Consider the following 23888-nt stretch of genomic DNA (forward strand, 5'->3'; position numbering starts at 1 on the left):
AAATGGCAAAAGAAAAGTTTGAGCGGACAAAACCGCACGTAAACGTTGGCACCATTGGTCACGTTGACCACGGTAAAACCACATTGACAGCAGCGATCGCAACTGTGCTTTCTAAGGCATTCGGTGGCGAAGCAAAAGCATACGATCAGATCGATGCTGCTCCAGAAGAAAAAGCACGCGGTATTACGATTAATACAGCACACGTTGAGTACGAGACTGCTAATCGTCACTACGCACACGTGGATTGCCCAGGACATGCTGACTACGTTAAGAACATGATTACTGGTGCTGCTCAGATGGACGGCGCTATTTTGGTTTGCTCTGCAGCTGACGGCCCAATGCCACAAACTCGTGAGCACATCCTCTTGGCACGCCAAGTGGGTGTTCCCTACATCATCGTATTTTTGAACAAGTGCGATATGGTGGATGACGCTGAATTGTTAGAGTTAGTTGAAATGGAAGTTCGTGAGCTTTTATCTAAGTACGACTTCCCAGGTGATGACACACCAATCGTTCAAGGTTCTGCTAAGTTAGCACTTGAAGGCGACGAAGGCCCATTGGGTAAAGAAGCCATCATGAAATTGGCTGAAGCATTAGATACCTACATCCCAACTCCAGAGCGTGCTGTTGACGGTGCGTTCTTGATGCCAGTAGAGGACGTGTTCTCTATCTCCGGTCGCGGTACTGTTGTTACAGGTCGTATCGAGCGCGGTATCGTGAAGGTTGGTGAAGAGATTGAAATTATCGGCATCAAGCCAACACTCAAGACAACTTGTACTGGTGTTGAAATGTTCCGCAAATTGCTCGACCAAGGTCAAGCAGGCGATAACGTGGGTATCTTGTTACGCGGTACAAAACGTGAAGAAGTTGAGCGCGGCCAAGTATTGGCTAAGCCAGGTTCAATCACCCCACATACTCACTTTACAGCCGAGGTTTATATCTTGGGTAAAGACGAAGGTGGCCGTCATACACCATTCTTTAACAACTATCGTCCCCAGTTTTACTTCCGTACTACGGACGTAACGGGTTCAATCGAGTTGCCAAAAGACAAAGAAATGGTGATGCCTGGTGATAACGTCACGATTACCGTCAAACTCATCGCACCAATCGCGATGGAAGAAGGTTTACGTTTTGCGATCCGTGAAGGTGGCCGTACTGTTGGCGCCGGCGTGGTTGCGAAGATTTTGGCTTAATAGATTTAGGTATTAATAAGTAATCAATATTTAGCGGTTTGCTAACCGGTGACATCAGTGCTGCTGATGTCACCGAGCTCTTTAGAAATATAACGTGGCAGCACCACAACGCTCTTTGGAATTAATATGCAAAACCAAAAAATTCGTATTCGTCTTAAAGCATTTGATTACCGTTTGATCGACCAGTCCGCAGCTGAAATCGTTGATACAGCTAAGCGCACTGGGGCAGTTGTTAAGGGTCCAGTACCTTTGCCAACACGTATCGAGCGCTTTGATATTCTGCGTTCACCACACGTAAACAAGACATCACGTGACCAGTTAGAGATTCGTACCCATCTGCGTTTGATGGATATTGTTGATCCTACAGAGAAAACAGTGGATGCTTTGATGAAATTAGACCTCCCTGCAGGTGTGGACGTCGAAATTAAGTTGCAGTAATTCAGTATTTCCAGTCTTAGCGCTTGCCAAGACTGACCTTTCGGGATAGAATCTAAGGCTTCGCTCAATTATTTGGGCGAATTCTGAAGTTCTATCAGCATTAAAAACGTTGTAACTTATTGATTTAGAAGTACTTTTACTTGTAAATCACTTAAATTAATTTTGCCGACCAATCGAAGTCGGCGTGGAGCATGAATATGAGCTTAGGCTTAATCGGTCGCAAGATCGGCATGACCCGTCTATTTACGGACGAAGGGGAAGCAATTCCTGTCACCGTAATTGACGTGAGCGACAACAGAATCGCTCAAATCAAGACCCAGGCAACTGATGGCTATGATGCTATCCAGTTGGCACATGGCACACGTAGAGCTACTCGCGTTACCAAAGCAATGGCTGGTCACTTCGCTAAAGCGGGTGTGATGGCTGGTAACGGTCTCAACGAATTCCAATTAGATACAGCAAAAATCGCAGAAATGACTCCAGGCCAAGTAATTCCTGCTGACACTGCATTTGCTGCTGGCCAAAAAGTGGACGTACAAGGTGTAACGATTGGTAAAGGCTACGCCGGTACTATCAAACGCCATCACTTCGCTTCAGGTCGCGCGTCACACGGTAACTCACGTTCACATAACGTGCCAGGTTCCATCGGTATGGCGCAAGATCCAGGTCGTGTTTTCCCAGGTAAGCGCATGACTGGCCACCTTGGTGATGAAACACGCACTGTACAAAATTTAGTCATCGCACGCATTGATGCAGAACGTAATCTCATCATGGTTAAAGGCGCTATTCCAGGCGCCCCAGGCGGTAAAGTAATTGTTACTCCAGCGGTGAAAACACCGTTGAAGAAGAAATAAGGAGAGCGAATATGGAACTTAAGCTTCTCCAAGATAACGGAACTTTGGGCGCAGGCGTTCAAGCCTCACCAGAAGTATTCGAGCGCGAATATAACGAAGCATTGGTACACCAAGTAGTTGTGGCTTACCAAGCAAATGCACGTAGCGGTAACCGTGCACAAAAAGACCGTGAGCAAGTTAAGCACACAACCAAAAAACCTTGGCGTCAAAAAGGTACTGGTCGTGCACGTGCTGGTATGAGCTCTTCCCCGCTGTGGCGTGGAGGTGGTCGTATATTCCCGAATTCACCTGAAGAAAATTTCAGCCAAAAAGTAAACAAGAAAATGTACCGCGCAGGTATGAGATCAATTTTGTCTCAGTTGGCTCGCGAAGGTCGTTTGAATGTTGTTGACCAATTTAATCTTGATGCTCCAAAGACTAAAGTTTTAGCTGACAAAGTTAAAGCAATGGGCTTGGATTCAGTCTTGATCATCGTTGATCAGGTTAGCGAGAATTTGTACTTGGCATCACGCAACTTGCATAAGGTTGCTGTATGTGAGCCGCAGCATGCTGATCCATTAGCTTTAGTTCAATACAAAAAAGTATTGGTAAGCAAAGCAGCGATCGCAAAAATTGAGGAGTTGCTGAAATGAGCCAAGTCCGTAAAAACGATCACAGCTTGATGAAGGTTCTACTTGGACCAGTTATCTCTGAAAAAGCCACTATGGTTGCAGAGAAAAACGAACAAGTAGTATTTCAAGTTACACGCGACGCTAATAAGAGCGATGTGAAACAGGCCGTTGAATTGCTCTTCAAAGTGCAAGTTGACTCTGTTCAAATCGTGAATCAAAAAGGTAAGCCAAAGCGCTATGGCCGTTTTGAAGGTCGTCGTGACCACACTAAGAAGGCCTACGTAAGCTTGAAGCCAGGTCAAGAAATTAACTTTGAAGCGGAGGCGAATTAATCATGCCTTTGATGAAGACAAAACCGACCTCACCAGGTCGTCGCTCAATGGTCAAGGTGGTAAATCCTGACCTGCATAAAGGTAAACCTTTTGCAGCGTTGGTAGAGCCACAGTTCCAAAAAGCAGGTCGTAATAATAATGGTCACATCACTACCCGTCATAAAGGTGGTGGTCATAAGCATCACTATCGTGTTGTTGATTTCAAACGCAACGACAAAGATGGTATTCCAGCAAAAGTTGAACGCTTAGAATACGATCCAAACCGCAGTGCAAATATTGCATTAATCGTGTTTGCTGATGGTGAGCGTCGCTATATTCTTGCTGCAAAAGGCATGACTGTTGGTCAGGCATTGATGAGTGGCTCAGAAGCCCCGATCAAGTCTGGTAACAACTTGCCAATTCGCAACATTCCAGTTGGTAGCACGATTCACTGTGTAGAGATGTTGCCAGGCAAGGGCGCTCAAATCGCCCGTTCCGCTGGTGGTTCTGCAGTGTTATTGGCTCGTGAAGGTGTATACGCTCAGGTGCGCTTGCGCTCTGGTGAAGTACGTCGTATTTTGATCGATTGCCGTGCCACTATTGGTGAAGTTGGTAATGAAGAGCACAGCTTGCGCGTTATCGGTAAAGCTGGTGCAAATCGCTGGCGTGGTATTCGCCCAACCGTTCGCGGTGTGGCAATGAACCCAGTAGATCACCCACACGGTGGTGGTGAAGGTAGAACTGGCGAAGGCCGTGTACCTGTATCCCCATGGGGCACACCAACCAAAGGTTATCGTACACGTCGCAATAAGCGTACAACTTCGATGATCGTTCAACGTCGTCAAAAACGTTAAGCGATAAGGATAAATAGATATGACACGTTCAGCTAAAAAAGGCCCATTTTGCGAAGCCAGCTTAGTAAATAAAGTTGAAGTCGCACAAGCCAACAAAGACAAAAAGCCGATCAAAACTTGGTCACGCCGTTCAACAATCCTCCCAGACTTTATTGGTCTGACGATTGCTGTACACAACGGTCGTCAACACGTTCCGGTATATGTATCAGAAAACATGGTGGGTCATAAGTTAGGCGAATTTGCCTTGACCCGTACTTTCAAAGGTCACGCTGCTGACAAGAAAGTAACGAAGAAGTAAGGGGATGATGATGGAAGTTAAAGCTATTCACAAAGGCGCCCGCATTTCTGCGCAAAAGACACGTTTGGTTGCTGACCAAATCCGTGGTTTGCCAATTGCACGCGCATTGAACATTTTGAATTTCAGCCCCAAGAAAGCTGCCTTCATTGTGAAGAAAGTTGTTGAGTCCGCAATGGCCAACGCTGAACACAATAAGGGTGCTGATATTGATGAGCTCAAGGTTTCAACAATTATTGTTGATAAAGGTACTTCCTTGAAGCGCTTCACAGCACGCGCTAAGGGTCGTGGCAATCAAATCGAAAAACAAACATGTCACATCACCGTGACCTTGAGTAACTAAGGGAAGATATGGGACAAAAGATAAACCCAACCGGATTCCGACTCTCGGTAACGAAGAACTGGACATCAAAGTGGTATGCAAACAATACTGATTTCGCAAAGATGCTCAAAGAGGACGTTGATGTCCGCATCTATCTCAAGAAGAAGTTAAAGAATGCATCCGTAAGTAAAGTCATTATCGAGCGTCCTGCAAAGAACGCACGCATCACAATTTACAGCTCACGCCCAGGTGTTGTGATCGGTAAAAAAGGTGAAGATATTGAAGTTCTCCGTCGTGAACTCCAGAAGCGTATGGGCGTTCCAGTCCATGTGAACATCGAAGAAATTCGTAAGCCTGAAGTGGATGCTCAATTGATCGCTGACTCTATTACTCAACAGTTAGAAAAGCGCATCATGTTCCGTCGTGCAATGAAGCGTGCAATGCAAAATGCAATGCGCCTTGGTGCACAAGGAATCAAGATCATGTCTTCTGGTCGTTTGAACGGTGCCGAAATCGCACGTCGCGAATGGTACCGTGAAGGCCGTGTTCCACTTCATACATTGAAGGCTGATATTGATTACGCTACATCAGAAGCGGAAACAACATACGGCATCATCGGTGTAAAAGTTTGGGTATACAAAGGCGATACATTAGGTCGCGGTGCTGATGCTCCAGCTGTAACAGCAGAGCCAGTAGCTGATGAGAAGAAGCCACGTCGCGCACCAGCCAAAACAACCGCACGCAAACCAGCAGCTGACAGCAAGCCTTTGGTTGCTGCTAAGCCAACAGTGAAGCGTGTACCGAAAGCCGTTGAAGCCGCAAGTGCTGAAGCGCAGAAGTCAGGAGAGTAAGCATGCTACAACCAAAGCGTCGTAAGTATCGCAAGGAGCAAAAGGGACGTAACACTGGCGTGGCAACACGCGGTAGTTCAGTAGCCTTTGGTGACTTTGGATTGAAAGCTATTGGCCGTGGTCGTTTGACTGCACGTCAGATTGAATCTGCACGTCGCGCAATGACCCGTCATATTAAGCGTGGTGGTCGTATCTGGATTCGTATTTTCCCAGATAAGCCAATTTCACAAAAGCCAGCTGAAGTCCGTATGGGTAACGGTAAAGGTAATCCAGAGTACTACGTAGCAGAAATTCAACCAGGCAAGATTTTGTACGAGATGGATGGAGTGGATGAAACATTGGCGCGCGAAGCTTTCAAGCTTGCAGCTGCTAAGTTGCCATTACAAACCACTTTCGTGATTCGCCACTTAGGTTGATCGGGATAGAAATTATGAAAAAGACAGAATTAGCATCCAAAGACCTGGTTGCCTTGAACGCAGAATTAACAGAGCTCTTGAAGACAAGTTTCAAACTCCGTATGCAAAAAGGTACTCAGCAACTCACAAATACCAGCCAATTGGGTAAGACTAAACGTGAAATTGCTCGCGTTAAGACTTTTATTACCCAAAAAACTGCACAGAAATAAGGAAAAAGGGATATGACAGAATTATCTAAACCCTTGCGCCGCACCCTAGTGGGCCGTGTCGTTAGCGACAAAATGCAAAAAACTGTGACTGTGCTAGTTGAGCGCCAAGTAAAACATGCGCTTTATGGCAAATATGTTGGACAGTCCAAAAAATACCATGCGCATGACGAATCCGGTCAATACAAGATGGGTGATACCGTTGAAATTGCTGAATCTAAGCCAATTTCACGTACAAAATCTTGGGTTGTAACCCGCTTGGTTCAGGAATCAAAGGGCATTTAAAGAAATATTGGGGATTTTGGCGAAATATATTGCCAAATCCCTGTTTTACGTAGTATGATAGTCGGCTTCTCTGGTTTTATTGAGAGAAGCAGTGTTTTTTCATTAATTCCGGGTTTTAGCTTTCGTTAAAGCCCATAGACGGAACCAAGACTGTTTGCCTTTGGCTAACAAGTTGGGGATTAAAAAATGATTCAGACCGAAAGTAGATTACAGGTCGCCGATAACACAGGCGCCAGTGAAGTTTTGTGCATCAAGGTATTGGGCGGCTCTAAGCGTCGTTATGCCAGTATCGGTGATGTCATTAAAGTGACTGTAAAGTCCGCTGCTCCACGTGGCCGTGTAAAAAAAGGTGATATTTACAACGCCGTAGTAGTGAGAACTGCTAAGGGTGTTCGCCGTCCAGATGGATCATTGATTAAGTTCGATGGCAACGCTGCGGTATTGCTCAACGCTAAGTTAGAGCCAATTGGCACACGTATCTTTGGACCAGTAACGCGTGAGTTGCGTACTGAGAAGTTCATGAAGATCGTTTCTCTCGCCCCCGAAGTTATTTAAGAGGCTGATATGAAAAAGATTCGTAAAGGTGATTCAGTAGTTCTGTTGACTGGCCGCGATAAGGGCAAGCAAGGAACTGTTACTGCCGTTCTCGAGAACAAATTAGTGATCGAAGGCGTAAATATTTACAAAAAGAGCGTTAAGCCAAATCCAGCAGCCGGTGTTACTGGCGGCATGATTGACAAAACGATGCCTGTTCACATTTCTAATGTGGCTGTGGTTGACGGTAACGGCAAACCATCACGTGTTGGTATCAAACTCGTTGATGGTAAAAAGCAGCGTTTCCTCAAAACCACTGGCGCAACTTTAAGCGCATAAGGGGCACGGAGAAATTATGAGCACACGTTTTCAAGAACACTATCAAGCTAAAGTTGTTGCTGATTTGATCGCCAAGTTTGGCTATAAGTCGGTAATGGAAGTTCCACGTATCACTAAGGTAACCCTGAACATGGGTCTTGGCGATGCAGTGAATGACAAGAAAATTATCGAAAATGCAGTTGGTGATTTGACTAAAGTTGCAGGTCAAAAACCAGTTGTGACAAAAGCGAAAAAAGCGATTGCTGGTTTCAAAATTCGTCAAGGCTACCCAATCGGTGCCATGGTGACATTGCGTGGCGCACGCATGTACGAATTTTTAGATCGTTTCGTGACTGTTGCTTTGCCACGCGTACGTGACTTCCGCGGAATTTCCGGTAAAGCATTTGACGGCCGTGGTAACTACAACATCGGCGTTAAAGAGCAAATCATTTTCCCAGAAATCGAATACGACAAAATTGATGCTCTCCGTGGCCTCAATATCAGTATTACGACGACCGCTAAGACTGACGAAGAAGCAAAAGCTTTGTTAGCAGCGTTCAAATTCCCTTTCCGCAATTAAGAGGCTAACGTGGCAAAACTATCCCTAATTGAGCGCGAGAATAAGCGCGCAAAAACTGTAGAGAAGTACGCTGTAAAGCGTGCTGAACTCAAGGCAATCATTGCTGATCAATCACGCAGCGATGAAGAGCGCTATGAGGCTCGTTTGAAGCTACAGGCACTTCCACGTAACGCAAGCCCGATTCGTCAAAGAAATCGTTGTTCATTAACCGGTCGTCCGCGCGGTGTATTTAGCAAGTTTGGTTTAGCGCGCAGCAAAATTCGTGAAATCGCCTTCCGTGGCGAAATCCCCGGTTTAACCAAGGCCAGCTGGTAAGCGGCGAAAGAATTAGGAGAACTCATGAGTATCAGCGATCCAATCGCCGACATGTTGACAAGGATCCGCAATGCGCAAGCAGTGCAGAAACCCGTAGTCTTGATGCCGTCGTCAAAAGTTAAAGTAGCTATTGCAAAAGTCTTGCAGGATGAAGGTTATATCGATAGTTTTGAAATCAAAGGTGAAGCAGCTAAGCCAGTGCTACACATTGAACTCAAATACTACGCAGGCCGCCCTGTTATTGAGCGTATCGACCGTGTTTCGACACCAAGTCTGCGCATCTACAAAGGCCGCCACGACATTCCTGAAGTAATGAATGGCTTAGGTATTGCAATTATTTCAACCCCACAAGGCGTAATGACAGACCGCAAAGCACGTGCAAACGGCGTTGGCGGTGAAGTTATTTGCTACGTCGCGTAAGGAGAGAAATATGTCCCGCGTTGGTAAATCACCTATTCCAGTCCCAAAGGGCGCTGAAATCAGCATCAATGGTGCAAATATTACTGTTAAAGGCCCATTAGGCACTTTGACGCACAACTTGCATCCTTCTGTTGGTCTGAAACAAGAAGATGGCGTATTGACAGTTGTTTTAAATAACAACACACCAGAAGCTGGTGCACAGTCAGGTACGGCTCGCGCATTAGTAAACAACATGGTTGTTGGCGTAACTACTGGCTTTGAGCGCAAGCTCAGCTTGGTGGGCGTTGGTTACCGTGCTGCAGCTCAGGGCGAATCATTGAAGTTGCAGTTAGGTTTCTCACACGACATTATTTACAACCTTCCAAAGGGTGTAAAAGCTGAGACTCCAACTCAAACTGAAATCATTATCAAAGGCTCCAACAAGCAGCAAGTTGGCCAGGTTGCTGCTGAAGTTCGCGCATACCGTTCACCAGAGCCATACAAAGGCAAAGGTGTTCGCTACGTGGATGAGGTTGTGCACCTGAAAGAAACTAAGAAGAAGTAAGCGAGATTAGAAAATGAATAAAGACGAATCCAGACAAAGACGTGCTAGGCAGACTCGTATTCGCATTGCCGAAGCATTGGCAAATCGCTTAACAGTTATCCGTAGCAACACACATATTTCTGCGCAGGTTTATAGCCCATGTGGAACCAAGGTTGTAGCAGCTGCTTCAACAATGGAAAAAGATTTGCGCCAAGCGATCAAAAACGGCGGCAACGCTGAAGCGGCTAAACAAATCGGCAAGTTAGTTGCTGAGCGTGCTGTTAAGGCAGGCATTGTTGATGTTGCTTTTGATCGTTCCGGTCATCGTTACCACGGCCGTATTAAGGCCTTAGCTGAAGCTGCGCGTGAAGCCGGCCTGAAGTTCTAAAAAGGTTTAGGAAAAAGACATGGCAAAAATGCAAACCAAGATGCAAAACGAAGAGCGTGATGATGGTCTTCGCGAGAAGATGATTGCTGTTAATCGTGTAACTAAAGTGGTTAAGGGTGGTCGTATTCTCGGCTTCGCTGCACTCACTGTAGTTGGCGATGGCGATGGTCGTATCGGCATGGGCAAAGGTAAATCAAAAGAAGTGCCAGTTGCTGTTCAAAAGGCAATGGACGAAGCACGTCGCAAGATGATCAAGGTTTCCTTGCGTAAAGGTACTTTGCAGCACACTGTAATTGGTAAACATGGCGCATCACGCGTGATGATTTCTCCAGCTAAAGACGGTACTGGTGTTATTGCCGGTGGCCCAATGCGCGCCATTTTCGATGTAATGGGTGTAACTAACGTTGTTGCTAAGTCACTTGGATCAACAAACCCTTACAACATGGTTCGTGCAACGATTGATGGCTTGAGCAAGATGAGTACTCCTTCTGAAATTGCTGCTAAGCGCGGTAAGTCAGTTGAAGAGATTCTCGGCTAAGACCAAATATTAGGAATCTATAAATGACAACAACTAACTCCAAAGTCAAACTGCAATTAGTACGCAGCTTGATCGGCACACGCGAAAGCCACCGTGCAACCGTTCGCGGCTTAGGCCTGCGTCGTATCAATTCTGTTTCAGAATTGGAAGACACACCAGCTGTTCGCGGAATGATTAATAAAGTTTCTTATCTAGTTAAAGTCGTTGGCTAATAACTAGCAAGTAAATAGGCGAAGAATATGCAACTCAATACACTCAAACCCGCACCGGGCTCCAATAAAAATCGTCGTCGCGTAGGTCGCGGTATCGGTTCTGGTCTTGGAAAAACAGCTGGTCGTGGTCACAAAGGTCAGAAGTCACGTTCCGGCGGATTCCACAAAGTTGGATTCGAGGGCGGCCAGATGCCAATGTATCGTCGTTTACCTAAACGTGGTTTCGTGTCCTTGACACGTCGTCACGTTGGTCAAATTACTTTGAATGACTTAGCAAAAATCAACTTGCCAGAAGTGGATTTATTAGTTTTGAGAGCCCACGGTTTTGCTGGTGAGCAGATTAATTCAGTTAAAGTTATTAAGACAGGTGAACTGTCTATTGCTGTAACCCTCAAAGGTATTACTGCAACTGCAGGTGCAAAAGCAGCTATCGAAGCAGCTGGCGGCAAATTGGTTGACTTAGTTTAATTAGCTTTAAGTAAACGATGGCACTCGCACCTACCAACGCAGCAAATATTGCTCAATCAGGAAGCAAGTTTGGCGAATTACGCCAACGCTTGGTATTCCTGGTTTTAGCATTGCTCGTGTTCCGTTTGGGTGCGCATATCCCTGTGCCTGGTATTGATCCAGACCAATTAGCACAATTGTTCTCCGGTCAAAAAGATGGCATCTTAGGAATGTTCAACCTGTTCTCGGGTGGTGCCTTATCTCGCTTCACAGTATTTGCCTTAGGAATCATGCCGTACATTTCTGCATCGATCATTATGCAGTTGATGACTATTGTCATCCCTTCACTAGAATCTCTGAAAAAAGAAGGTCAAGCAGGACAGCGCAAGATTACTCAGTACACCCGTTACGGCACTGTGCTCCTAGCGACATTCCAGGCTTTAGGCATCTCCGTTGCTTTGCAAGCCCAACCAGGTTTGGTTATTAACCCTGGCCTGATGTTTGAACTCAACACAGTGGTGACTTTGGTTACTGGCACTATGTTCCTCATGTGGCTTGGCGAGCAAATTACTGAGCGTGGTCTTGGTAATGGTATCTCCATCATTATTTTTGGCGGCATTGTTTCTGGCTTGCCAACTGCAATCGGTAGCTTGCTTGAATTAGTTCGCACCGGTTCCATGAATATCCTCTCTGCATTGCTTATCGTAGTGATCTGTATTGCAGTAACTTATTTTGTAGTGTTTGTAGAGCGTGGTCAGCGCCGTATCTTGGTGAACTACGCTAAGCGTCAAGTTGGCAATAAGGTGTACGGCGGTCAGTCTTCCTACTTCCCATTGAAGTTGAACATGGCTGGTGTTATCCCTCCAATTTTTGCTTCATCTATTATTCTGTTCCCTGCAACGATTGCTGGCTGGTTTACATCAGGTGAGCCAAGCAATATGTTTAGCAAGGTGATCAAAGACTTGGCAGCAACATTAGCCCCAGGTCAGCCTGTCTACACAATCTTGTATGCGGCAGCGATTATTTTCTTCTGCTTTTTCTACACAGCTTTGGTTTTCAATAGCCGTGATACAGCGGAGAATCTAAAGAAGAGCGGTGCCTTTGTTCCAGGTATTCGTCCTGGCGATCAAACGGGTCGTTATATCGACAAGATCTTAGTACGTTTGACATTGGCCGGTGCAATTTATATGGTTTTGGTTTGTTTGTTGCCAGAATTCTTAGTGTTGAAGTACAACGTGCCATTCTATTTTGGCGGTACTTCATTGTTGATTATTGTCGTTGTTGCAATGGACTTCATGGCTCAAGTTCAGTCATTCGTAATGCAACAACAATATGGTTCTTTGATGAAAAAAGCTAACTTTAAGATGGGCGCTTAACTGAATGTCTAAAGACGATGTAATTCAGATGGCGGGAGAAATTATTGAGAATTTGCCGAACGCAATGTTTCGCGTGAAGCTAGAGAACGGACATGTGGTTCTAGGGCACATTTCTGGAAAGATGAGGATGCATTACATCCGCATATTGCCAGGAGATAAGGTGACGGTGGAGATGACTCCTTACGACCTGACGCGCGCCAGAATCATTTTCCGAGCAAAGTAAAGATTAAGAAGTACATATTTTTTTAGAGGTGAGTTATGAAAGTTTTAGCATCCGTTAAGTGTATTTGCAGAAATTGCAAGATCATTAAGCGCAAACGCGTTGTTCGCGTGATCTGTTCTTCAGACGCACGTCATAAGCAGCGTCAAGGCTGATCTGGTTAATTAAGAGGAAATCTCATGGCACGTATCGCTGGGGTAAATATCCCAAATCATCAACATACTGTTATTGGTTTAACAGCAATTTTTGGCATTGGCACAACACGTGCTCGCAAAATTTGTGAAACCACAGGTGTTGCTATCGACAAAAAAGTTAAAGATCTTACTGACGCTGACTTGGAAAAGTTACGTGATGAAGTAGGTAAGTTCATCACTGAAGGTGACCTTCGTCGTGAAGTAACGATGAGCATCAAACGTTTGATGGACTTAGGCTGCTATCGTGGCGTTCGTCATCGTAAGGGCTTGCCTGTTCGTGGTCAACGTACTAAGACTAATGCGCGTACCCGCAAGGGCCCACGTAAGTCTGGCGTGCAACTCAAGAAATAATCAAGAAAGTTTATTGACATGGCAAAACAACAATCCGCTTCTGCAGCTTCACAGCGCGCACGCAAGAAGGTTAAAAAGAACGTTGCTGATGGTATTGCACACGTTCACGCTTCTTTTAACAACACCATTATTACGATCACTGATCGCCAAGGAAATGCGCTTTCATGGGCAACATCTGGTGGACAGGGCTTTAAGGGCTCACGTAAATCAACTCCTTTTGCAGCTCAGGTAGCAGCAGAGGTAGCAGGTAAAGCTGCTGTTGAGTGCGGAATCAAGAATTTAGAAGTTCAGATCAAGGGCCCAGGTCCAGGTCGTGAATCAGCAGTTCGTGCATTGAACTCTTTGGGTATCAAGATCACTGAGATTCAAGACGTAACTCCAGTTCCACACAATGGTTGCCGCCCTCCAAAGCGTCGTCGTATCTAAGCTTGGATGTTGGCAGTACAACAGTTTTAGTAGTTTTTATTAAAGCCCACTGTTCATCTGAATTAAAGGGTGAACTCACCGTGAGTCGTAAGACTGCGGCAAAGAAAGGAAAGCATCGTGGCACGTTACTTAGGGCCTAAGGCCAAATTAGCACGTCGGGAAGGTACCGACTTATTTTTAAAGAGCGCACGTCGCGCCCTGTCAGACAAGTGCAAGTTAGATACTAAGCCTGGTCAACATGGCCGTACATCTGGCTCAAGAACATCCGATTACGGTAATCAATTGCGTGAAAAGCAAAAGGTAAAGCGTATGTACGGAATTCTAGAGCGTCAGTTCCGTCGTTATTTCGCTGAAGCTGAGCGTCGTAAGGGCAATACTGGCTCAACATTACTTCAGTTGTTGGAATCACGTCTTGATAACGTTGTTTATCGTATGGGCTTTGGTTCTACTCGTGCTGAAGCGCGTCAATTGGTTTCCCACTGCGCAATTTTGCTCAATGGTAGCCCAGTAAATATTCCATCTATTCAGGTCAAGCCTGGTGATGTAGTTGCTATTCGTGAAAAAGCGAAGAAGCAAGCTCGTATTACAGAATCACTCAATTTGGTTCAGCAGATGGCAGCAGTTGGCTGGGTATCAGTCGATGCGGCCAAGCTGGAGGGAACATTTAAGCAAGTGCCTGACCGTGAAGACATTAGCGGCGAAATTAATGAAAGTTTGATCGTCGAATTGTACTCACGCTAATTAGGCACTCTCAAGGAAAAAATATGCAAACAAATTTGCTCAAGCCAAAAATTATTTCTGTTGAAGCGCTTACCGCCAACCAAGCTAAGGTTGTTATGGAGCCGTTCGAGCGTGGTTATGGCCACACACTCGGCAATGCATTACGTCGTGTTTTGTTGTCCTCGATGGTTGGTTATGCGCCAACTGAAGTAGCAATTGCAGGTGTTGTTCATGAATACTCCACATTAGATGGCGTTCAAGAGGATGTAGTTAACCTTTTGTTGAACCTCAAAGGTATCGTATTTAAGTTGCAGTCACGTGATGAAGTTACTATCAATTTGCGTAAAGAAGGTCCAGGCGTAGTTACTGCAAAAGATATCGACTTGCCACATGATGTAGAAATCATTAATCCTGATCACGTTATCGCTCACTTGTCAGCTGGTGGCAAGTTGGATATGCAGATCAAGGTTGAAAAAGGTCGTGGCTACGTGCCAGGCAATATGCGTCAATACCATGACGAAGCTACCAAGATCATTGGTCGTATCGTGCTGGATGCCTCATTTAGCCCAGTAAGCCGTGTTAGCTATGCTGTTGAATCTGCTCGTGTTGAGCAACGTACCGACCTAGATCGTCTAGTTATGACAATCGAAACAAATGGTGTGTTGTCTCCTGAAGAAGCAATTCGTCAAGCCGCTACTATTTTGGTTGATCAATTGGTTGTATTCGCAGCCCTTGAAAGTAGCGAAGTTTCTGGTGATCTCGCGCCAAGCCGCTCTTCAATGGTTGATCCAATGTTGATGCGTCCGGTTGATGATCTCGAACTCACAGTGCGCTCTGCGAACTGCTTGAAGGCTGAGAACATTTACTACATCGGTGACTTAATTCAACGTACTGAGAATGAATTGTTGAAGACGCCTAATTTAGGTCGTAAGTCTTTGAATGAAATCAAAGATGTATTGGCGGCTCGTGGCTTAAGTCTTGGCATGAAACTCGAAAGCTGGCCTCCAGCTAACCTCGAGAAATAATTAGAAAGGAAGCATCATGCGTCACGGAAACGGCTTACGCAAACTAAATAGAACATCATCACATCGCTTAGCGATGCTGCGCAACATGTCCAATTCTCTTTTGGAGCACGAAGTGATTAAAACCACTTTGCCAAAAGCAAAAGAATTGCGCATGGTTGTTGAGCCTTTGATTACCTTGGGTAAAAAAGATAACTTAGCAAACCGTCGCTTAGCATTCAATCGCACACGTGATCGCGATATCGTTACCAAACTCTTCACAGAGTTAGGCCCACGTTATGCAACTCGTCCAGGTGGCTATCTTCGTATTTTGAAGTTCGGCTTCCGTCATGGTGACAATGCACCTATGGCTTTGGTTGAGTTGGTAGATCGCCCAGAAGTTGAAGAAACAGCAGTAGCTGAAGCAGCTTAAGCGCTTTAGTAAGATTAAAAGCCAGGCTTCGGTCTGGCTTTTTTCATTGATACGGTTATAAATACGAAATGACCCCTGATAAATCTACTGAGTTACTGATTGTTGTCACCACTTTTGCATCGCTAGAGGACGCAAAGAAAATGGCGCATCAACTGATTGAGGGCCAATTAGCGGCCTGCGTACAAATTCAAGAGGGTGTTCATTCCATCTATCGGTGGGATGGCAAGATTTGCGAAGAAAAGGAAGTTTTATTATCAGCAAAAACAATTGCAGATAAATGGATTGATATTTCTAGCTTCATCAAAATTCATCATCCCTATGATCTACCAGAATTGATTGCCCATGCCCCAGAAAAATACGAGGCGCATTATGGCAAATGGGTAGAGTCCGAGGTAAAGTAGTTCAATGAAATTCCTTAGTAAATTTATTCCCCTAGCATATGCATTGTTTGTAGTAATTAGCAATGCATATGCGGCGCCGGAATTCCTCCCTCCTGAGAAAGCATTTCAGGCTGAAGCAACATGGGTGACCAATACAAATGATGTCGAGATAGAAATTTTTCCGGCTAAGGCTTACTACATCTATCAGGAATCTCTCCATCTAAAGATAGGCTTTCAGCCGAATAAATTAGAGCTTGTGAAGACATCGTTCCCAGCTGGCATCGAAAAGTTTGATGAGACTTTTCAAAAGAAAATGCAGGTTTATAAACAGGCATTTCTTATTACACTAGATAAAAAAGCTGAAATAGGAAAGCCACTCTACGTGGAATTGGAATTGCAGGGTTGTGCCGAAGCAGGAATTTGTTATCCACCAATGACCCTGAAATTTTTACTTTCGGGTCCCGGAGTGAAGGCGCGGCCGATACCAGAAGTGTTGGATGGAGTTGATTCAAACAAGTATTCAAAAAAAGTATTTAGCTTGCTGGATGTCTGGCGTGAGCGCGATGATGTGAATGCCATAAGTCGCTTTTTAGAGAGCACGCCCACAGCATATTTATTCTTGGCCTTCTTCATTCTGGGTTTGGCTTTAGCTTTTACGCCTTGCGTACTTCCCATGCTGCCTATTTTATCGAGCATCGTGTTTGGAACGCAGGGCAAGCAATCCATTGCTAAGGGACGTGCTAGCCTCTTGGCGGCGGCCTATGTGCTTGGGATGGCCTGCGTCTACGCCTTGGCAGGGGTCCTGATGGCTGCGCTAGGGAGTAGCGTTCAAAGAGCCCTACAAAGCCCTGCAGCGCTGATTGGGTTTGCATTGCTTCTATTGGCCCTATCGGGGAGTTTATTTGGTCTATACGAGCTCAGAATGCCACACTCATGGCAGCAAAAGGTGGACCAACTGGCGGGGCGTCACAAGGGCGGTAGCTTTGCAGGCGCCTTTGCTTTAGGTGGAATTTCAACATTAGTTGCCAGTCCTTGTATTACCGCTCCCTTAGCTGGAGTGCTCGCTTTTATTGCTCAAACAGGTTCAATGAGTTTGGGGGCAGGGCTCCTTTTTGTAATGGCTTTAGGCATGGGATTGCCGCTTTTCTTTATTGCCATTGAGGCTCGCATCTTAATTCCATCCACTGGCATTTGGATGGTTTGGTTACAAAGAACATTGGGTGTTTTATTGGTTGCTACTGCGGCATGGATTGCTTCACCGCTAATACAAAGTAGCAGCGGAGAAGCGGGAAGCAAGAAGGTAGTCAATGGTCAGCGACAACATCAGATTGGAGCAGCTAGTTTTGTCGTGATTGACTCTAGTGCGCAATTAGACCAATTTTTATCCAAAGCAAAAGAGCAAAAGAAGTTAGTGCTCTTAGATTTTTATGCAGACTGGTGCATCTCTTGCAAGGAGATGGAGGTCAACACGTTTGCCAATCCCGCAGTGAATGACGAGCTACAGAAATTTGTTTTACTGCAGGCGGATGTAACAAAGAATAGTGTCGAGAATCAGGCTTTATTGAAACGCTTTGGATTATTTGGCCCGCCTGGAATTCTGATTTTTGATCTCAACTTAGAAGAATTAAAAGATCAACGGGTAATTGGCTATATGCCACCACAACGTTTTGTTGAGCGCTTGAAAAAGGTGCTGGGAAATTAATGGATCTTAAATATGAATGGGCATAGAACCCATTCATACCTAAATAATTATTTATTTGCTTTGATTAGGCGCGCTGCTTCGAGTGCGAAGTAGGTCAAAATGCCATGAGCACCAGCACGCTTAAAGGCGAGCAAGGATTCCATCATCACAGCATCATGATCAAGCCAGCCATTTTGTGCAGCAGCTTTGAGCATGGCGTATTCACCGCTCACTTGATAGGCATAAGTGGGGTAGTTAAATTCATCGCGTACTCTGCGAACGATGTCTAGGTAAGGCATGCCAGGTTTAACCATTACCATGTCAGCACCTTCACTAATATCTAGGGCAACCTCCCGCAAAGCCTCATCAGTATTAGCGCAATCCATCTGGTAGGTTTTCTTATCAGCTTTGCCTAAATTTTTTGCTGAACCAACTGCATCACGAAATGGGCCATAAAAAGCAGACGCATATTTGGCGGAATAAGCCATGATGCGGGTATGTATCAGATTCTTTTGCTCTAAGGCTGCGCGAATTTTTCCGATACGACCATCCATCATGTCCGATGGTGCAACGATATCAACGCCAGCTTGTGCTTGAGCAACAGCTTGTTGAACCAAGATTGCCGTAGTCTCATCATTCAGGATGCGACCTTGATCATCTAGTACGCCATCTTGACCATGGCTTGTGTAAGGGTCAAGCGCTACATCGGTCATGATGCCTAAATTAGGAAAGCGTTTCTTGAGTTCATGCACTGCATTTGGAACTAAGCCATTCGGATTGAAGGCTTCATTGCCGTCAGGTGTTTTTAGAGAGGCATCAATCACTGGAAAGAGTGCTAGTACGGGGATGCCTAAAGAGACGCATTCTTCGGCAACGCTAAAAAGTAAATCGAGTGATACGCGATTAACCCCAGGCATGGAGGCAACACCTTGAGATTGATTTGTACCCTCGAGTAAAAATACTGGATAGATTAGGTCACTTGTACTGAGATGATTTTCTTGCATCAGGCGACGTGACCAATCATCGCGTCGCATACGACGAGGGCGATGAGCCGGAAAGCTCAATACAGAGTTAGCTTGTGATTTCATCTTCTTGAGTCTCCGCTGCAAATAACCATTTAATAACAATATTGTCGGCCTCTTCAAGACCAATACGCTTGGTGCTTGAGAATAATTGTGCCGTAAGTTTCTTGGAATCACCATTGCCATCAGGCAAGGCTGGATCATATTGTTGTAATTGTTTGCGCACCGCCTCTAAGGCGTGCTTACATTCACTTTTATTGAGCTTGTCGCACTTACTGAGCAAAATATGGATGGGTTTGCCGGTTGGGACAAACCACTCAATCATTTGCTCGTCCAGCTCGGTAATACCGCGCCTGGAGTCCACAATCAGTACCATGCCTACCAGTTGCTCCCGCTCTTGCAGATAATCGCTGAGAAGGGCATCCCAATGGTATTTGGTCTCATGATTGACAGCGGCATAGCCATATCCAGGCAAATCCACCAGATAGGCCAAAAGATCATCTTTTGCAAAAAGGCCAAAATAGTTAATGTGCTGGGTGCGCCCAGGTGTTTTACTGGCAAAAGCAAGGCGTTTTTGGTTACAAAGCACATTAATTGCGCTGGATTTACCCGCATTTGAGCGCCCAGCAAAGGCTACCTCTCGGAGTGGAGTGGCAGGTAGACAATGGGTGTCATTGACTGTGGTTGCAAATCGGGCTTGAAAGAGTTTAGACATGTCCAGAAGCTATTGTAAAATCACGCAAAATCATGAAATATCTCATGGTGTTGGGTAAAAGGTTGTAAAAGTAGGGCCCAAACACTTTTAGGAATTTTTGCCAAGGTAAACATAATGCGTCAAACCCCTCAAATCTCCAAATTAACTAGCTTACGTGCTGGCTTTGCAGTTCTGTCTATTTTCGCTCTAAGCGGTCTTGCGCCACAAGCTTTTGCTGCCGATCCGGCACCCATGGCTCCCGCCGCAGAGACAAAGGCCGCGGTTCTAGCTAAGCCAAAGGTTGATGCGGCTGCTGGTGAATCACTCTATAACTCTGGAGATGCAAGTCGCGGAGTTGTAGCCTGTATTACATGCCATGGCCCTAAGGGTCAGAGCGCTGTAGCTACTTGGCCCAAGTTGTCTGCTCAGCATGCTGCATACACAGCGAAACAGTTAAAGAATTTTAAAGAAGGCACTAGAGTGAATGCCATCATGATGGGCATGTCTATGCCCTTAAATGAGCAAGATATGATCAATATTGGCACTTTCCTTTCTCAGCAGGCTCCATCCCAAGGTGTTGCCCAAAGTAAAGATGCTCTTGCATTGGGTAAGAGTATTTATGGTGGCGGTATTGCATCAAAGGGTGTTCCAGCCTGCGCTGGCTGCCATAGTCCTAACGGTGCAGGTATTCCTGCGCAATATCCACGCCAAGGCGGACAGTGGGCTGAATATTCCTACAATCAGCTAGTCAATTTCCGTGAAGGTACTCGTAAAAATAGTACTCAGATGACAACGATTGCCACGAAACTTTCTGATCAAGAGATGAAAGCGGTTTCTGATTACATGGCAGGCTTGCATTAATCATTACTTCAGTAAAAAACAAAAACCCCGCTGATGTAGCGGGGTTTTTTATTGCTTGGAATTTACCAAGAGAAATGAATTAAATTTATTCTGGCAAGGTGGCTTCACTAGAAAAGAGATCGGCAATGTTTTCACGTGCACGAATAACATAGGCATTCTTACCGTCAACCATGATCTCTGCGGGTTTTGGTCTTGTGTTGTAATTGGAAGCCATCACAAAGCCATAGGCGCCAGCAGATAAAATAGCGAGCAGATCACCTTCTTCAACCGCAAGCTGACGATCTCTTCCAAGCCAGTCACCAGATTCACATACGGGTCCAACGACGTCATAAGTAGAGCTTGTAACTTGCTTAGTTTGCACTGGAACGATTCCGTGATATGCCTCGTAGAGCGCTGGGCGCATCAACTCTGTCATTGCTGCATCCACAATACAAAAGTTTTTCTCAGCACCAGGCTTGAGATATTCGACTTGCGTCAAGAGTAGGCCAGCATTACCCACTAAAGATCTACCAGGCTCTAAGACTATATCAAGATGCCCAAAGCCACGTTCAGCAACGCGATTGAGTAAGGTGTTAGTGAACTCAGTAATGTCTGGCGGGTTATCGTCGCCATAAGAAATACCAAGACCTCCACCTAAATCAAGATGGTGTATCTCAATACCCTCTTTTTTCAATTGAGTCACTAGCTCAAGCACTTTATCAAGCGCGTCAAGATAGGGTGAAGTATTTGTGATTTGCGAACCAATATGACAGTCAATGCCAACCACATCAATTTGTGACAGTAGGGCTGCTTCACGATATGTTTTTAAAACCTCGTGATAAGCGATACCAAATTTATTGCCTTTTAATCCGGTAGAAATGTAAGGATGCGTTTGTGCATCTACATCAGGATTCACTCGTAAGGAGATTGGGGCACGGCGGTTTAGCTTAGTGGCAACCCGATTAATTTGGTGTAGCTCTGCAATTGACTCTACATTGATACATTTAACGCCTGCTTGCAAGGCTTGCGCAATTTCATGAGCAGATTTGCCAACACCTGCAAACACTAAACTTTTTGGATCTGCTCCAACAGCTAGGGCGCGCGCTAATTCACCGCCGCTGACTAAGTCAAAGCCGGAGCCTAATTTTTTAAAGCAATCAATCACCGCTAAATTGCTATTTGCCTTCATCGCATAGTGAACGCGAGCTCGTCTTTTGCCAGAGGAATCTACACAAGCTTTGTCGTAGGCCTGATAAGCCTCAGTTAATGCTTTTTTGCTATAGACATACAGGGGCGTGCCAAATTCTTTTGCCAAATCAGATAACGGAATTTCCTCTGCATACCAAGTGCCATTTCGTTCTGTAAATCCAGCTAAGTCGGGGAGTGGAATCGCTTTACTTGTCATTGCTTGGTCGATGTGGAGTTATTAGCAGTAGGGCTTTGGGGTGGATAAAGCTTGCCTTTGGGCTCTGGCTCAGCAGGAGGACTAGGTGCTGGCGGCACATTTGGCAAATACAGGGGACCTCTAACCCCACATCCAACTAGGGATATTAGCAGGCCAATGCCGAGAGTTCTTTTAAGAATCGCTATCATGAATGTCTCTAAAACGAATGATTGAATATAGCATGCAGGACTCTAATATGAAGCCAGGCAATTTAACTGTAGAAACCATTGACGATAAGCAATTTCATCAGTTGGGTAGTAATTTATTGGAGTCCATCGAAGTGGCCCTAGAAGCTGCAGACGATGCGCTAGACCTTGATTTGGATGTGGAGCGCCAGGGTGGAAACGTGATTAATATTCGGTTCAGAGATCGCAGCGTGATAGTGGTCAATACCCAGCCCCCTTTGCACGAGATTTGGGTGGCGGCTAAATCTGGCGGTTATCACTACCGTTGGGCGGGCACTTTAGGCTCCCCGCTGTGGTTAGATACTAAAACTGGGCGCGAACTACTGGGCGACTTATCCGAATTTGCCAGTGCTCAATCTGGTCAGGTGATCACTATTAGCCTGCTTCAGAAATAAGTAGGCCAGGAAATCAAACTGCCCCAGTCGCTGTTAGAGTTTCAATAACCCGATCATCGGGAACACTTTTAATTTGAGCTTTGCCAATCTTCTCTAAAACGACGTAGCGAATTTGTCCGCCCTCAGTCTTTTTATCCACTTGCATTAATTCCATATAACGCTGTGCGCCAAACTTGGGTGGTGTTATCGGCAAATTCATGGATTGAATGATTTGAGTTAGGCGGTTGGCCTCATCTTGAGTAATGAAGTTCAGGCGTCTTGAGAGGTCCGCACCCATGACCATACCGCAGCCAACAGCTTCGCCATGTAACCACTCGCCATAGCCCATGCCTGCTTCGATTGCATGGCCAAAGGTATGCCCGAAATTCAATGTGGCACGAATACCACCTTCTCTTTCATCGGCTGACACTACGGCCGATTTGATTTGGCAAGAGCGTAAGACTGCATGTGCCATTGCAGTGGTGTCGCAGGCCAGCAAAGCTTTTGCATTTACTTCAATCCAATTTAAGAACTCAGCATCTGCAATCGCACCATGCTTGATTACTTCAGCTAGGCCTGCAGACAGTTCGCGTGCAGGCAATGTCTTCAAGGTATTGAGATCAGCAATCACTGCTACTGGCTGATGAAAAGCCCCGATCATATTTTTCCCAAGTGGATGGTTAATACCCGTCTTGCCACCAACTGAGGAGTCCACCTGAGCCAGTAAGGTTGTTGGGACTTGAATGAAGCGAATGCCGCGCATAAAGCTTGCAGCGGCAAAGCCGGTCATGTCTCCAATAACGCCACCACCTAAAGCCACCAACATAGTTTGACGATCAGCGCCAAACTTGAGGAGGTCATCAAAAATCAACTGAAGATTTTTCCAGTCCTTATAAGACTCTCCGTCAGGCAAGACAATTGTTCTGACGGTCTTACCTAGTTTCTCTAAGGTCTTGGTAAGGCGTTCTGCATACAAAGGGGCAACAGTCGTATTAGTGACAATATAAATCAATGTTGCTTTTTCACAGACGCTAAATAATTCTGCTTGATCTATTAAATCTGTACCAATATGAATGGGGTAGCTGCGATTGCCTAGATCAACTTCTAGTGTTTTCATGGATAAATTTATGCGGAGAGTTCGAGTTGCATGATTAAAGTGTTGACTAGCTGATTGACACTGGGTTTTCCAGTCTCAATAATATAGTCAGCGATTTCGCGATACAAAGGATCACGAATAGCGTAGAGGTTTTCTAGAATCTTTTTTGCATCACCATTCTTAAGTAGTGGCCTACCTTCACCGCCTTTAGTGCGATGCCACAGCTCCATGGGATTAGCGTGGAGATAAATTACTGTCCCTCTCTCGCCGAGGAGCTGACGATTCTCAGGCAGGAGTACAGCGCCGCCGCCGGTTGCCAAAATGAGATCATGTTCGGCTGTGATGTCACTGATGGCCTGAGCCTCACGTTTACGAAATCCATCTTCACCTTCCATTTCGAAGATGACGGGAATCTTGACTCCACAACGATCTTCAATCACATGGTCGGCATCTAAAAAGCGGCGCCCTAATTTCTTGGCAAGCAACTTACCGACGGTCGACTTTCCAGCGCCCATCAGGCCAATGAGAAAGATATTGTTG

40 protein-coding genes are annotated in these 23888 nt (G+C 45.5%); 34 read left to right on the plus strand and 6 right to left on the minus strand.

All coding sequences use genetic code 11. From position 1 onward, the window contains the following. Positions 1 to 2: 2 nt before the first annotated feature. The 32 genes from tuf (at position 3) to dsbD (ending at position 17714) form a co-directional block, all read left to right on the plus strand. On the plus strand, positions 3 to 1193 hold the full coding sequence (gene tuf / locus ICV89_RS00280; protein ID WP_215308680.1) for an elongation factor Tu: 1191 nt from the start codon (positions 3 to 5) through the stop codon (positions 1191 to 1193). A 126-nt stretch (positions 1194 to 1319) separates the two neighbouring features. After that, a complete protein-coding gene (gene rpsJ, locus ICV89_RS00285; RefSeq protein WP_011901899.1) occupies positions 1320 to 1631 on the plus strand; it encodes a 30S ribosomal protein S10 in 312 nt (103 codons plus the stop codon). A 197-nt stretch (positions 1632 to 1828) separates the two neighbouring features. After that, positions 1829 to 2485 (plus strand): 50S ribosomal protein L3, encoded by a 657-nt coding sequence (gene rplC / locus ICV89_RS00290; RefSeq protein ID WP_215310258.1) that lies wholly within the window; start codon positions 1829 to 1831, stop codon positions 2483 to 2485. Positions 2486 to 2496: 11 nt separating this feature from the next. Continuing rightward, positions 2497 to 3117, plus strand: coding sequence for a 50S ribosomal protein L4 (rplD, locus tag ICV89_RS00295; RefSeq protein ID WP_015420233.1), 621 nt, complete (start codon positions 2497 to 2499; stop codon positions 3115 to 3117). Beyond that, positions 3114 to 3428 (plus strand): 50S ribosomal protein L23, encoded by a 315-nt coding sequence (rplW, locus tag ICV89_RS00300; RefSeq protein ID WP_076024545.1) that lies wholly within the window; start codon positions 3114 to 3116, stop codon positions 3426 to 3428. Before rplD ends, rplW begins: the two co-directional genes overlap by 4 nt. Positions 3429 to 3430: 2 nt before the next feature. Further along, positions 3431 to 4261 (plus strand): 50S ribosomal protein L2, encoded by an 831-nt coding sequence (gene rplB / locus ICV89_RS00305; RefSeq protein WP_015420235.1) that lies wholly within the window; start codon positions 3431 to 3433, stop codon positions 4259 to 4261. Between the two features lie 19 nt (positions 4262 to 4280). After that, positions 4281 to 4559 carry a 30S ribosomal protein S19 gene (gene rpsS / locus ICV89_RS00310; RefSeq protein WP_046329379.1) on the plus strand — a complete coding sequence of 93 codons (279 nt, stop codon included), beginning with the start codon at positions 4281 to 4283 and terminating at the stop codon, positions 4557 to 4559. Positions 4560 to 4566: 7 nt separating this feature from the next. Continuing rightward, positions 4567 to 4899 carry a 50S ribosomal protein L22 gene (gene rplV, locus ICV89_RS00315; RefSeq protein WP_205621309.1) on the plus strand — a complete coding sequence of 111 codons (333 nt, stop codon included), beginning with the start codon at positions 4567 to 4569 and terminating at the stop codon, positions 4897 to 4899. A gap of 8 nt (positions 4900 to 4907) precedes the next feature. After that, a complete protein-coding gene (gene rpsC / locus ICV89_RS00320; RefSeq protein WP_215308688.1) occupies positions 4908 to 5729 on the plus strand; it encodes a 30S ribosomal protein S3 in 822 nt (273 codons plus the stop codon). 2 nt (positions 5730 to 5731) lie between these two features. Continuing rightward, positions 5732 to 6145: a 50S ribosomal protein L16 gene (gene rplP / locus ICV89_RS00325; protein WP_088526677.1), complete on the plus strand. Its 414-nt coding sequence runs from the start codon at positions 5732 to 5734 to the stop codon at positions 6143 to 6145. A 14-nt stretch (positions 6146 to 6159) separates the two neighbouring features. Beyond that, a complete protein-coding gene (gene rpmC, locus ICV89_RS00330) occupies positions 6160 to 6354 on the plus strand; it encodes a 50S ribosomal protein L29 (protein WP_015420239.1) in 195 nt (64 codons plus the stop codon). A gap of 12 nt (positions 6355 to 6366) precedes the next feature. Next, positions 6367 to 6636: a 30S ribosomal protein S17 gene (gene rpsQ / locus ICV89_RS00335; RefSeq protein ID WP_215308690.1), complete on the plus strand. Its 270-nt coding sequence runs from the start codon at positions 6367 to 6369 to the stop codon at positions 6634 to 6636. 186 nt (positions 6637 to 6822) lie between these two features. Then, positions 6823 to 7191 (plus strand): 50S ribosomal protein L14, encoded by a 369-nt coding sequence (rplN, locus tag ICV89_RS00340; protein WP_015420241.1) that lies wholly within the window; start codon positions 6823 to 6825, stop codon positions 7189 to 7191. A gap of 9 nt (positions 7192 to 7200) precedes the next feature. Next, entirely contained in the window at positions 7201 to 7509 is a 309-nt protein-coding gene (gene rplX / locus ICV89_RS00345) for a 50S ribosomal protein L24 (protein ID WP_011901911.1), read from the plus strand. A 16-nt stretch (positions 7510 to 7525) separates the two neighbouring features. After that, on the plus strand, positions 7526 to 8068 hold the full coding sequence (rplE, locus tag ICV89_RS00350) for a 50S ribosomal protein L5 (RefSeq protein ID WP_046329383.1): 543 nt from the start codon (positions 7526 to 7528) through the stop codon (positions 8066 to 8068). Positions 8069 to 8077: 9 nt separating this feature from the next. Then, positions 8078 to 8383 (plus strand): 30S ribosomal protein S14, encoded by a 306-nt coding sequence (gene rpsN / locus ICV89_RS00355; RefSeq protein ID WP_015420244.1) that lies wholly within the window; start codon positions 8078 to 8080, stop codon positions 8381 to 8383. Positions 8384 to 8407: 24 nt separating this feature from the next. After that, the gene (rpsH, locus tag ICV89_RS00360) at positions 8408 to 8803 is read left to right on the plus strand and encodes a 30S ribosomal protein S8 (protein WP_015420245.1); all 396 of its coding nucleotides are present in this window, start codon (positions 8408 to 8410) and stop codon (positions 8801 to 8803) included. A 10-nt stretch (positions 8804 to 8813) separates the two neighbouring features. Next, entirely contained in the window at positions 8814 to 9347 is a 534-nt protein-coding gene (gene rplF, locus ICV89_RS00365) for a 50S ribosomal protein L6 (protein ID WP_215308692.1), read from the plus strand. A gap of 13 nt (positions 9348 to 9360) precedes the next feature. After that, entirely contained in the window at positions 9361 to 9714 is a 354-nt protein-coding gene (rplR, locus tag ICV89_RS00370; protein ID WP_046329386.1) for a 50S ribosomal protein L18, read from the plus strand. Positions 9715 to 9733: 19 nt separating this feature from the next. Further along, complete coding sequence (rpsE, locus tag ICV89_RS00375) at positions 9734 to 10252, plus strand: 30S ribosomal protein S5 (RefSeq protein WP_015420248.1); 519 nt, start codon at positions 9734 to 9736, stop codon at positions 10250 to 10252. 23 nt (positions 10253 to 10275) lie between these two features. Then, positions 10276 to 10464, plus strand: coding sequence for a 50S ribosomal protein L30 (gene rpmD, locus ICV89_RS00380; protein WP_046329387.1), 189 nt, complete (start codon positions 10276 to 10278; stop codon positions 10462 to 10464). A 27-nt stretch (positions 10465 to 10491) separates the two neighbouring features. Further along, a complete protein-coding gene (rplO, locus tag ICV89_RS00385; protein ID WP_215308693.1) occupies positions 10492 to 10932 on the plus strand; it encodes a 50S ribosomal protein L15 in 441 nt (146 codons plus the stop codon). Between the two features lie 17 nt (positions 10933 to 10949). Next, a complete protein-coding gene (gene secY, locus ICV89_RS00390; RefSeq protein WP_215308695.1) occupies positions 10950 to 12287 on the plus strand; it encodes a preprotein translocase subunit SecY in 1338 nt (445 codons plus the stop codon). Between the two features lie 4 nt (positions 12288 to 12291). Continuing rightward, positions 12292 to 12510 (plus strand): translation initiation factor IF-1, encoded by a 219-nt coding sequence (infA, locus tag ICV89_RS00395; protein WP_015420252.1) that lies wholly within the window; start codon positions 12292 to 12294, stop codon positions 12508 to 12510. 35 nt (positions 12511 to 12545) lie between these two features. Beyond that, positions 12546 to 12662, plus strand: coding sequence for a 50S ribosomal protein L36 (gene rpmJ, locus ICV89_RS00400; protein WP_012357167.1), 117 nt, complete (start codon positions 12546 to 12548; stop codon positions 12660 to 12662). A 24-nt stretch (positions 12663 to 12686) separates the two neighbouring features. Then, positions 12687 to 13052 (plus strand): 30S ribosomal protein S13, encoded by a 366-nt coding sequence (rpsM, locus tag ICV89_RS00405; RefSeq protein WP_215308697.1) that lies wholly within the window; start codon positions 12687 to 12689, stop codon positions 13050 to 13052. An 18-nt stretch (positions 13053 to 13070) separates the two neighbouring features. Then, positions 13071 to 13478, plus strand: a complete 408-nt coding sequence (rpsK, locus tag ICV89_RS00410; protein WP_011901923.1) for a 30S ribosomal protein S11 — start codon at positions 13071 to 13073, stop codon at positions 13476 to 13478. Positions 13479 to 13595: 117 nt separating this feature from the next. Beyond that, on the plus strand, positions 13596 to 14219 hold the full coding sequence (rpsD, locus tag ICV89_RS00415; protein ID WP_215308699.1) for a 30S ribosomal protein S4: 624 nt from the start codon (positions 13596 to 13598) through the stop codon (positions 14217 to 14219). 23 nt (positions 14220 to 14242) lie between these two features. Then, positions 14243 to 15223, plus strand: coding sequence for a DNA-directed RNA polymerase subunit alpha (rpoA, locus tag ICV89_RS00420; RefSeq protein ID WP_015420255.1), 981 nt, complete (start codon positions 14243 to 14245; stop codon positions 15221 to 15223). A gap of 16 nt (positions 15224 to 15239) precedes the next feature. Next, the gene (gene rplQ / locus ICV89_RS00425) at positions 15240 to 15632 is read left to right on the plus strand and encodes a 50S ribosomal protein L17 (protein WP_215308700.1); all 393 of its coding nucleotides are present in this window, start codon (positions 15240 to 15242) and stop codon (positions 15630 to 15632) included. 68 nt (positions 15633 to 15700) lie between these two features. Beyond that, on the plus strand, positions 15701 to 16033 hold the full coding sequence (gene cutA / locus ICV89_RS00430; protein ID WP_215308701.1) for a divalent-cation tolerance protein CutA: 333 nt from the start codon (positions 15701 to 15703) through the stop codon (positions 16031 to 16033). 4 nt (positions 16034 to 16037) lie between these two features. After that, a complete protein-coding gene (gene dsbD, locus ICV89_RS00435; RefSeq protein ID WP_215308703.1) occupies positions 16038 to 17714 on the plus strand; it encodes a protein-disulfide reductase DsbD in 1677 nt (558 codons plus the stop codon). Between the two features lie 47 nt (positions 17715 to 17761). On the opposite strand, the gene hemB is transcribed toward dsbD, so the two are convergent. Both hemB and yihA read right to left on the minus strand, forming a co-directional pair. Then, positions 17762 to 18781, minus strand: coding sequence for a porphobilinogen synthase (hemB, locus tag ICV89_RS00440; RefSeq protein WP_215308705.1), 1020 nt, complete (start codon positions 18779 to 18781; stop codon positions 17762 to 17764). Continuing rightward, positions 18765 to 19430: a ribosome biogenesis GTP-binding protein YihA/YsxC gene (gene yihA / locus ICV89_RS00445; RefSeq protein WP_215308707.1), complete on the minus strand. Its 666-nt coding sequence runs from the start codon at positions 19428 to 19430 to the stop codon at positions 18765 to 18767. Before yihA ends, hemB begins: the two co-directional genes overlap by 17 nt. Before the next feature lie 114 nt (positions 19431 to 19544). Here yihA and ICV89_RS00450 point away from each other — a divergent pair, with 114 nt between their 5' ends. Then, entirely contained in the window at positions 19545 to 20270 is a 726-nt protein-coding gene (locus ICV89_RS00450) for a cytochrome c (RefSeq protein WP_215308708.1), read from the plus strand. Between the two features lie 85 nt (positions 20271 to 20355). Here the strand turns inward: ICV89_RS00450 and lysA are convergent, their stop codons facing one another. Next, on the minus strand, positions 20356 to 21654 hold the full coding sequence (lysA, locus tag ICV89_RS00455) for a diaminopimelate decarboxylase (protein ID WP_215308710.1): 1299 nt from the start codon (positions 21652 to 21654) through the stop codon (positions 20356 to 20358). Further along, a complete protein-coding gene (locus tag ICV89_RS10895; RefSeq protein WP_223146582.1) occupies positions 21651 to 21842 on the minus strand; it encodes a lipoprotein in 192 nt (63 codons plus the stop codon). Before ICV89_RS10895 ends, lysA begins: the two co-directional genes overlap by 4 nt. A 47-nt stretch (positions 21843 to 21889) precedes the next feature. On the opposite strand from ICV89_RS10895, the gene cyaY reads away from it, so the two are divergent. Beyond that, positions 21890 to 22273 carry an iron donor protein CyaY gene (cyaY, locus tag ICV89_RS00460; protein ID WP_215308712.1) on the plus strand — a complete coding sequence of 128 codons (384 nt, stop codon included), beginning with the start codon at positions 21890 to 21892 and terminating at the stop codon, positions 22271 to 22273. Positions 22274 to 22286: 13 nt separating this feature from the next. Here cyaY and aroB read toward each other — a convergent pair whose 3' ends face one another. Together aroB and ICV89_RS00470 are read right to left on the minus strand one after the other, a co-directional pair. After that, positions 22287 to 23369 carry a 3-dehydroquinate synthase gene (gene aroB / locus ICV89_RS00465; protein WP_215308713.1) on the minus strand — a complete coding sequence of 361 codons (1083 nt, stop codon included), beginning with the start codon at positions 23367 to 23369 and terminating at the stop codon, positions 22287 to 22289. Between the two features lie 8 nt (positions 23370 to 23377). Beyond that, positions 23378 to 23863, minus strand: coding sequence for a shikimate kinase (locus ICV89_RS00470; RefSeq protein WP_215310259.1), 486 nt, complete (start codon positions 23861 to 23863; stop codon positions 23378 to 23380). Positions 23864 to 23888: the final 25 nt, after the last annotated feature.

It is taken from the genome of Polynucleobacter sp. Adler-ghost (assembly GCF_018688495.1).
In the GTDB taxonomy this organism is placed as follows: Bacteria; Pseudomonadota; Gammaproteobacteria; order Burkholderiales; family Burkholderiaceae; genus Polynucleobacter.

Excerpts from the sequence above, each read along its gene's own strand:
- cutA (WP_215308701.1), top strand. The coding sequence starts at position 15,701 with ATGACCCCTGATAAATCTACTGAGTTACTGATTGTTGTCACCACTTTT.
- rplR (WP_046329386.1), top strand. The coding sequence starts at position 9,361 with ATGAATAAAGACGAATCCAGACAAAGACGTGCTAGGCAGACTCGTATT.
- rpmJ (WP_012357167.1), top strand. The coding sequence starts at position 12,546 with ATGAAAGTTTTAGCATCCGTTAAGTGTATTTGCAGAAATTGCAAGATC.
- lysA (WP_215308710.1), bottom strand. The coding sequence starts at position 21,654 with ATGACAAGTAAAGCGATTCCACTCCCCGACTTAGCTGGATTTACAGAA.
- rplP (WP_088526677.1), top strand. The coding sequence starts at position 5,732 with ATGCTACAACCAAAGCGTCGTAAGTATCGCAAGGAGCAAAAGGGACGT.
- rpmC (WP_015420239.1), top strand. The coding sequence starts at position 6,160 with ATGAAAAAGACAGAATTAGCATCCAAAGACCTGGTTGCCTTGAACGCA.
- rplD (WP_015420233.1), top strand. The coding sequence starts at position 2,497 with ATGGAACTTAAGCTTCTCCAAGATAACGGAACTTTGGGCGCAGGCGTT.
- rpsH (WP_015420245.1), top strand. The coding sequence starts at position 8,408 with ATGAGTATCAGCGATCCAATCGCCGACATGTTGACAAGGATCCGCAAT.
- rplE (WP_046329383.1), top strand. The coding sequence starts at position 7,526 with ATGAGCACACGTTTTCAAGAACACTATCAAGCTAAAGTTGTTGCTGAT.
- rpsK (WP_011901923.1), top strand. The coding sequence starts at position 13,071 with ATGGCAAAACAACAATCCGCTTCTGCAGCTTCACAGCGCGCACGCAAG.
- rpsS (WP_046329379.1), top strand. The coding sequence starts at position 4,281 with ATGACACGTTCAGCTAAAAAAGGCCCATTTTGCGAAGCCAGCTTAGTA.
- dsbD (WP_215308703.1), top strand. The coding sequence starts at position 16,038 with ATGAAATTCCTTAGTAAATTTATTCCCCTAGCATATGCATTGTTTGTA.
- aroB (WP_215308713.1), bottom strand. The coding sequence starts at position 23,369 with ATGAAAACACTAGAAGTTGATCTAGGCAATCGCAGCTACCCCATTCAT.
- ICV89_RS10895 (WP_223146582.1), bottom strand. The coding sequence starts at position 21,842 with ATGATAGCGATTCTTAAAAGAACTCTCGGCATTGGCCTGCTAATATCC.
- rplN (WP_015420241.1), top strand. The coding sequence starts at position 6,823 with ATGATTCAGACCGAAAGTAGATTACAGGTCGCCGATAACACAGGCGCC.
- rpsQ (WP_215308690.1), top strand. The coding sequence starts at position 6,367 with ATGACAGAATTATCTAAACCCTTGCGCCGCACCCTAGTGGGCCGTGTC.
- rplF (WP_215308692.1), top strand. The coding sequence starts at position 8,814 with ATGTCCCGCGTTGGTAAATCACCTATTCCAGTCCCAAAGGGCGCTGAA.
- rplO (WP_215308693.1), top strand. The coding sequence starts at position 10,492 with ATGCAACTCAATACACTCAAACCCGCACCGGGCTCCAATAAAAATCGT.
- rplB (WP_015420235.1), top strand. The coding sequence starts at position 3,431 with ATGCCTTTGATGAAGACAAAACCGACCTCACCAGGTCGTCGCTCAATG.
- rplC (WP_215310258.1), top strand. The coding sequence starts at position 1,829 with ATGAGCTTAGGCTTAATCGGTCGCAAGATCGGCATGACCCGTCTATTT.
- infA (WP_015420252.1), top strand. The coding sequence starts at position 12,292 with ATGTCTAAAGACGATGTAATTCAGATGGCGGGAGAAATTATTGAGAAT.
- hemB (WP_215308705.1), bottom strand. The coding sequence starts at position 18,781 with ATGAAATCACAAGCTAACTCTGTATTGAGCTTTCCGGCTCATCGCCCT.
- rpsJ (WP_011901899.1), top strand. The coding sequence starts at position 1,320 with ATGCAAAACCAAAAAATTCGTATTCGTCTTAAAGCATTTGATTACCGT.
- rplX (WP_011901911.1), top strand. The coding sequence starts at position 7,201 with ATGAAAAAGATTCGTAAAGGTGATTCAGTAGTTCTGTTGACTGGCCGC.
- yihA (WP_215308707.1), bottom strand. The coding sequence starts at position 19,430 with ATGTCTAAACTCTTTCAAGCCCGATTTGCAACCACAGTCAATGACACC.
- rpsE (WP_015420248.1), top strand. The coding sequence starts at position 9,734 with ATGGCAAAAATGCAAACCAAGATGCAAAACGAAGAGCGTGATGATGGT.
- cyaY (WP_215308712.1), top strand. The coding sequence starts at position 21,890 with ATGAAGCCAGGCAATTTAACTGTAGAAACCATTGACGATAAGCAATTT.
- rpsM (WP_215308697.1), top strand. The coding sequence starts at position 12,687 with ATGGCACGTATCGCTGGGGTAAATATCCCAAATCATCAACATACTGTT.
- secY (WP_215308695.1), top strand. The coding sequence starts at position 10,950 with ATGGCACTCGCACCTACCAACGCAGCAAATATTGCTCAATCAGGAAGC.
- rpmD (WP_046329387.1), top strand. The coding sequence starts at position 10,276 with ATGACAACAACTAACTCCAAAGTCAAACTGCAATTAGTACGCAGCTTG.
- rplW (WP_076024545.1), top strand. The coding sequence starts at position 3,114 with ATGAGCCAAGTCCGTAAAAACGATCACAGCTTGATGAAGGTTCTACTT.
- ICV89_RS00470 (WP_215310259.1), bottom strand. The coding sequence starts at position 23,863 with ATGGGCGCTGGAAAGTCGACCGTCGGTAAGTTGCTTGCCAAGAAATTA.
- tuf (WP_215308680.1), top strand. The coding sequence starts at position 3 with ATGGCAAAAGAAAAGTTTGAGCGGACAAAACCGCACGTAAACGTTGGC.
- rplV (WP_205621309.1), top strand. The coding sequence starts at position 4,567 with ATGATGGAAGTTAAAGCTATTCACAAAGGCGCCCGCATTTCTGCGCAA.
- ICV89_RS00450 (WP_215308708.1), top strand. The coding sequence starts at position 19,545 with ATGCGTCAAACCCCTCAAATCTCCAAATTAACTAGCTTACGTGCTGGC.
- rpsC (WP_215308688.1), top strand. The coding sequence starts at position 4,908 with ATGGGACAAAAGATAAACCCAACCGGATTCCGACTCTCGGTAACGAAG.
- rplQ (WP_215308700.1), top strand. The coding sequence starts at position 15,240 with ATGCGTCACGGAAACGGCTTACGCAAACTAAATAGAACATCATCACAT.
- rpoA (WP_015420255.1), top strand. The coding sequence starts at position 14,243 with ATGCAAACAAATTTGCTCAAGCCAAAAATTATTTCTGTTGAAGCGCTT.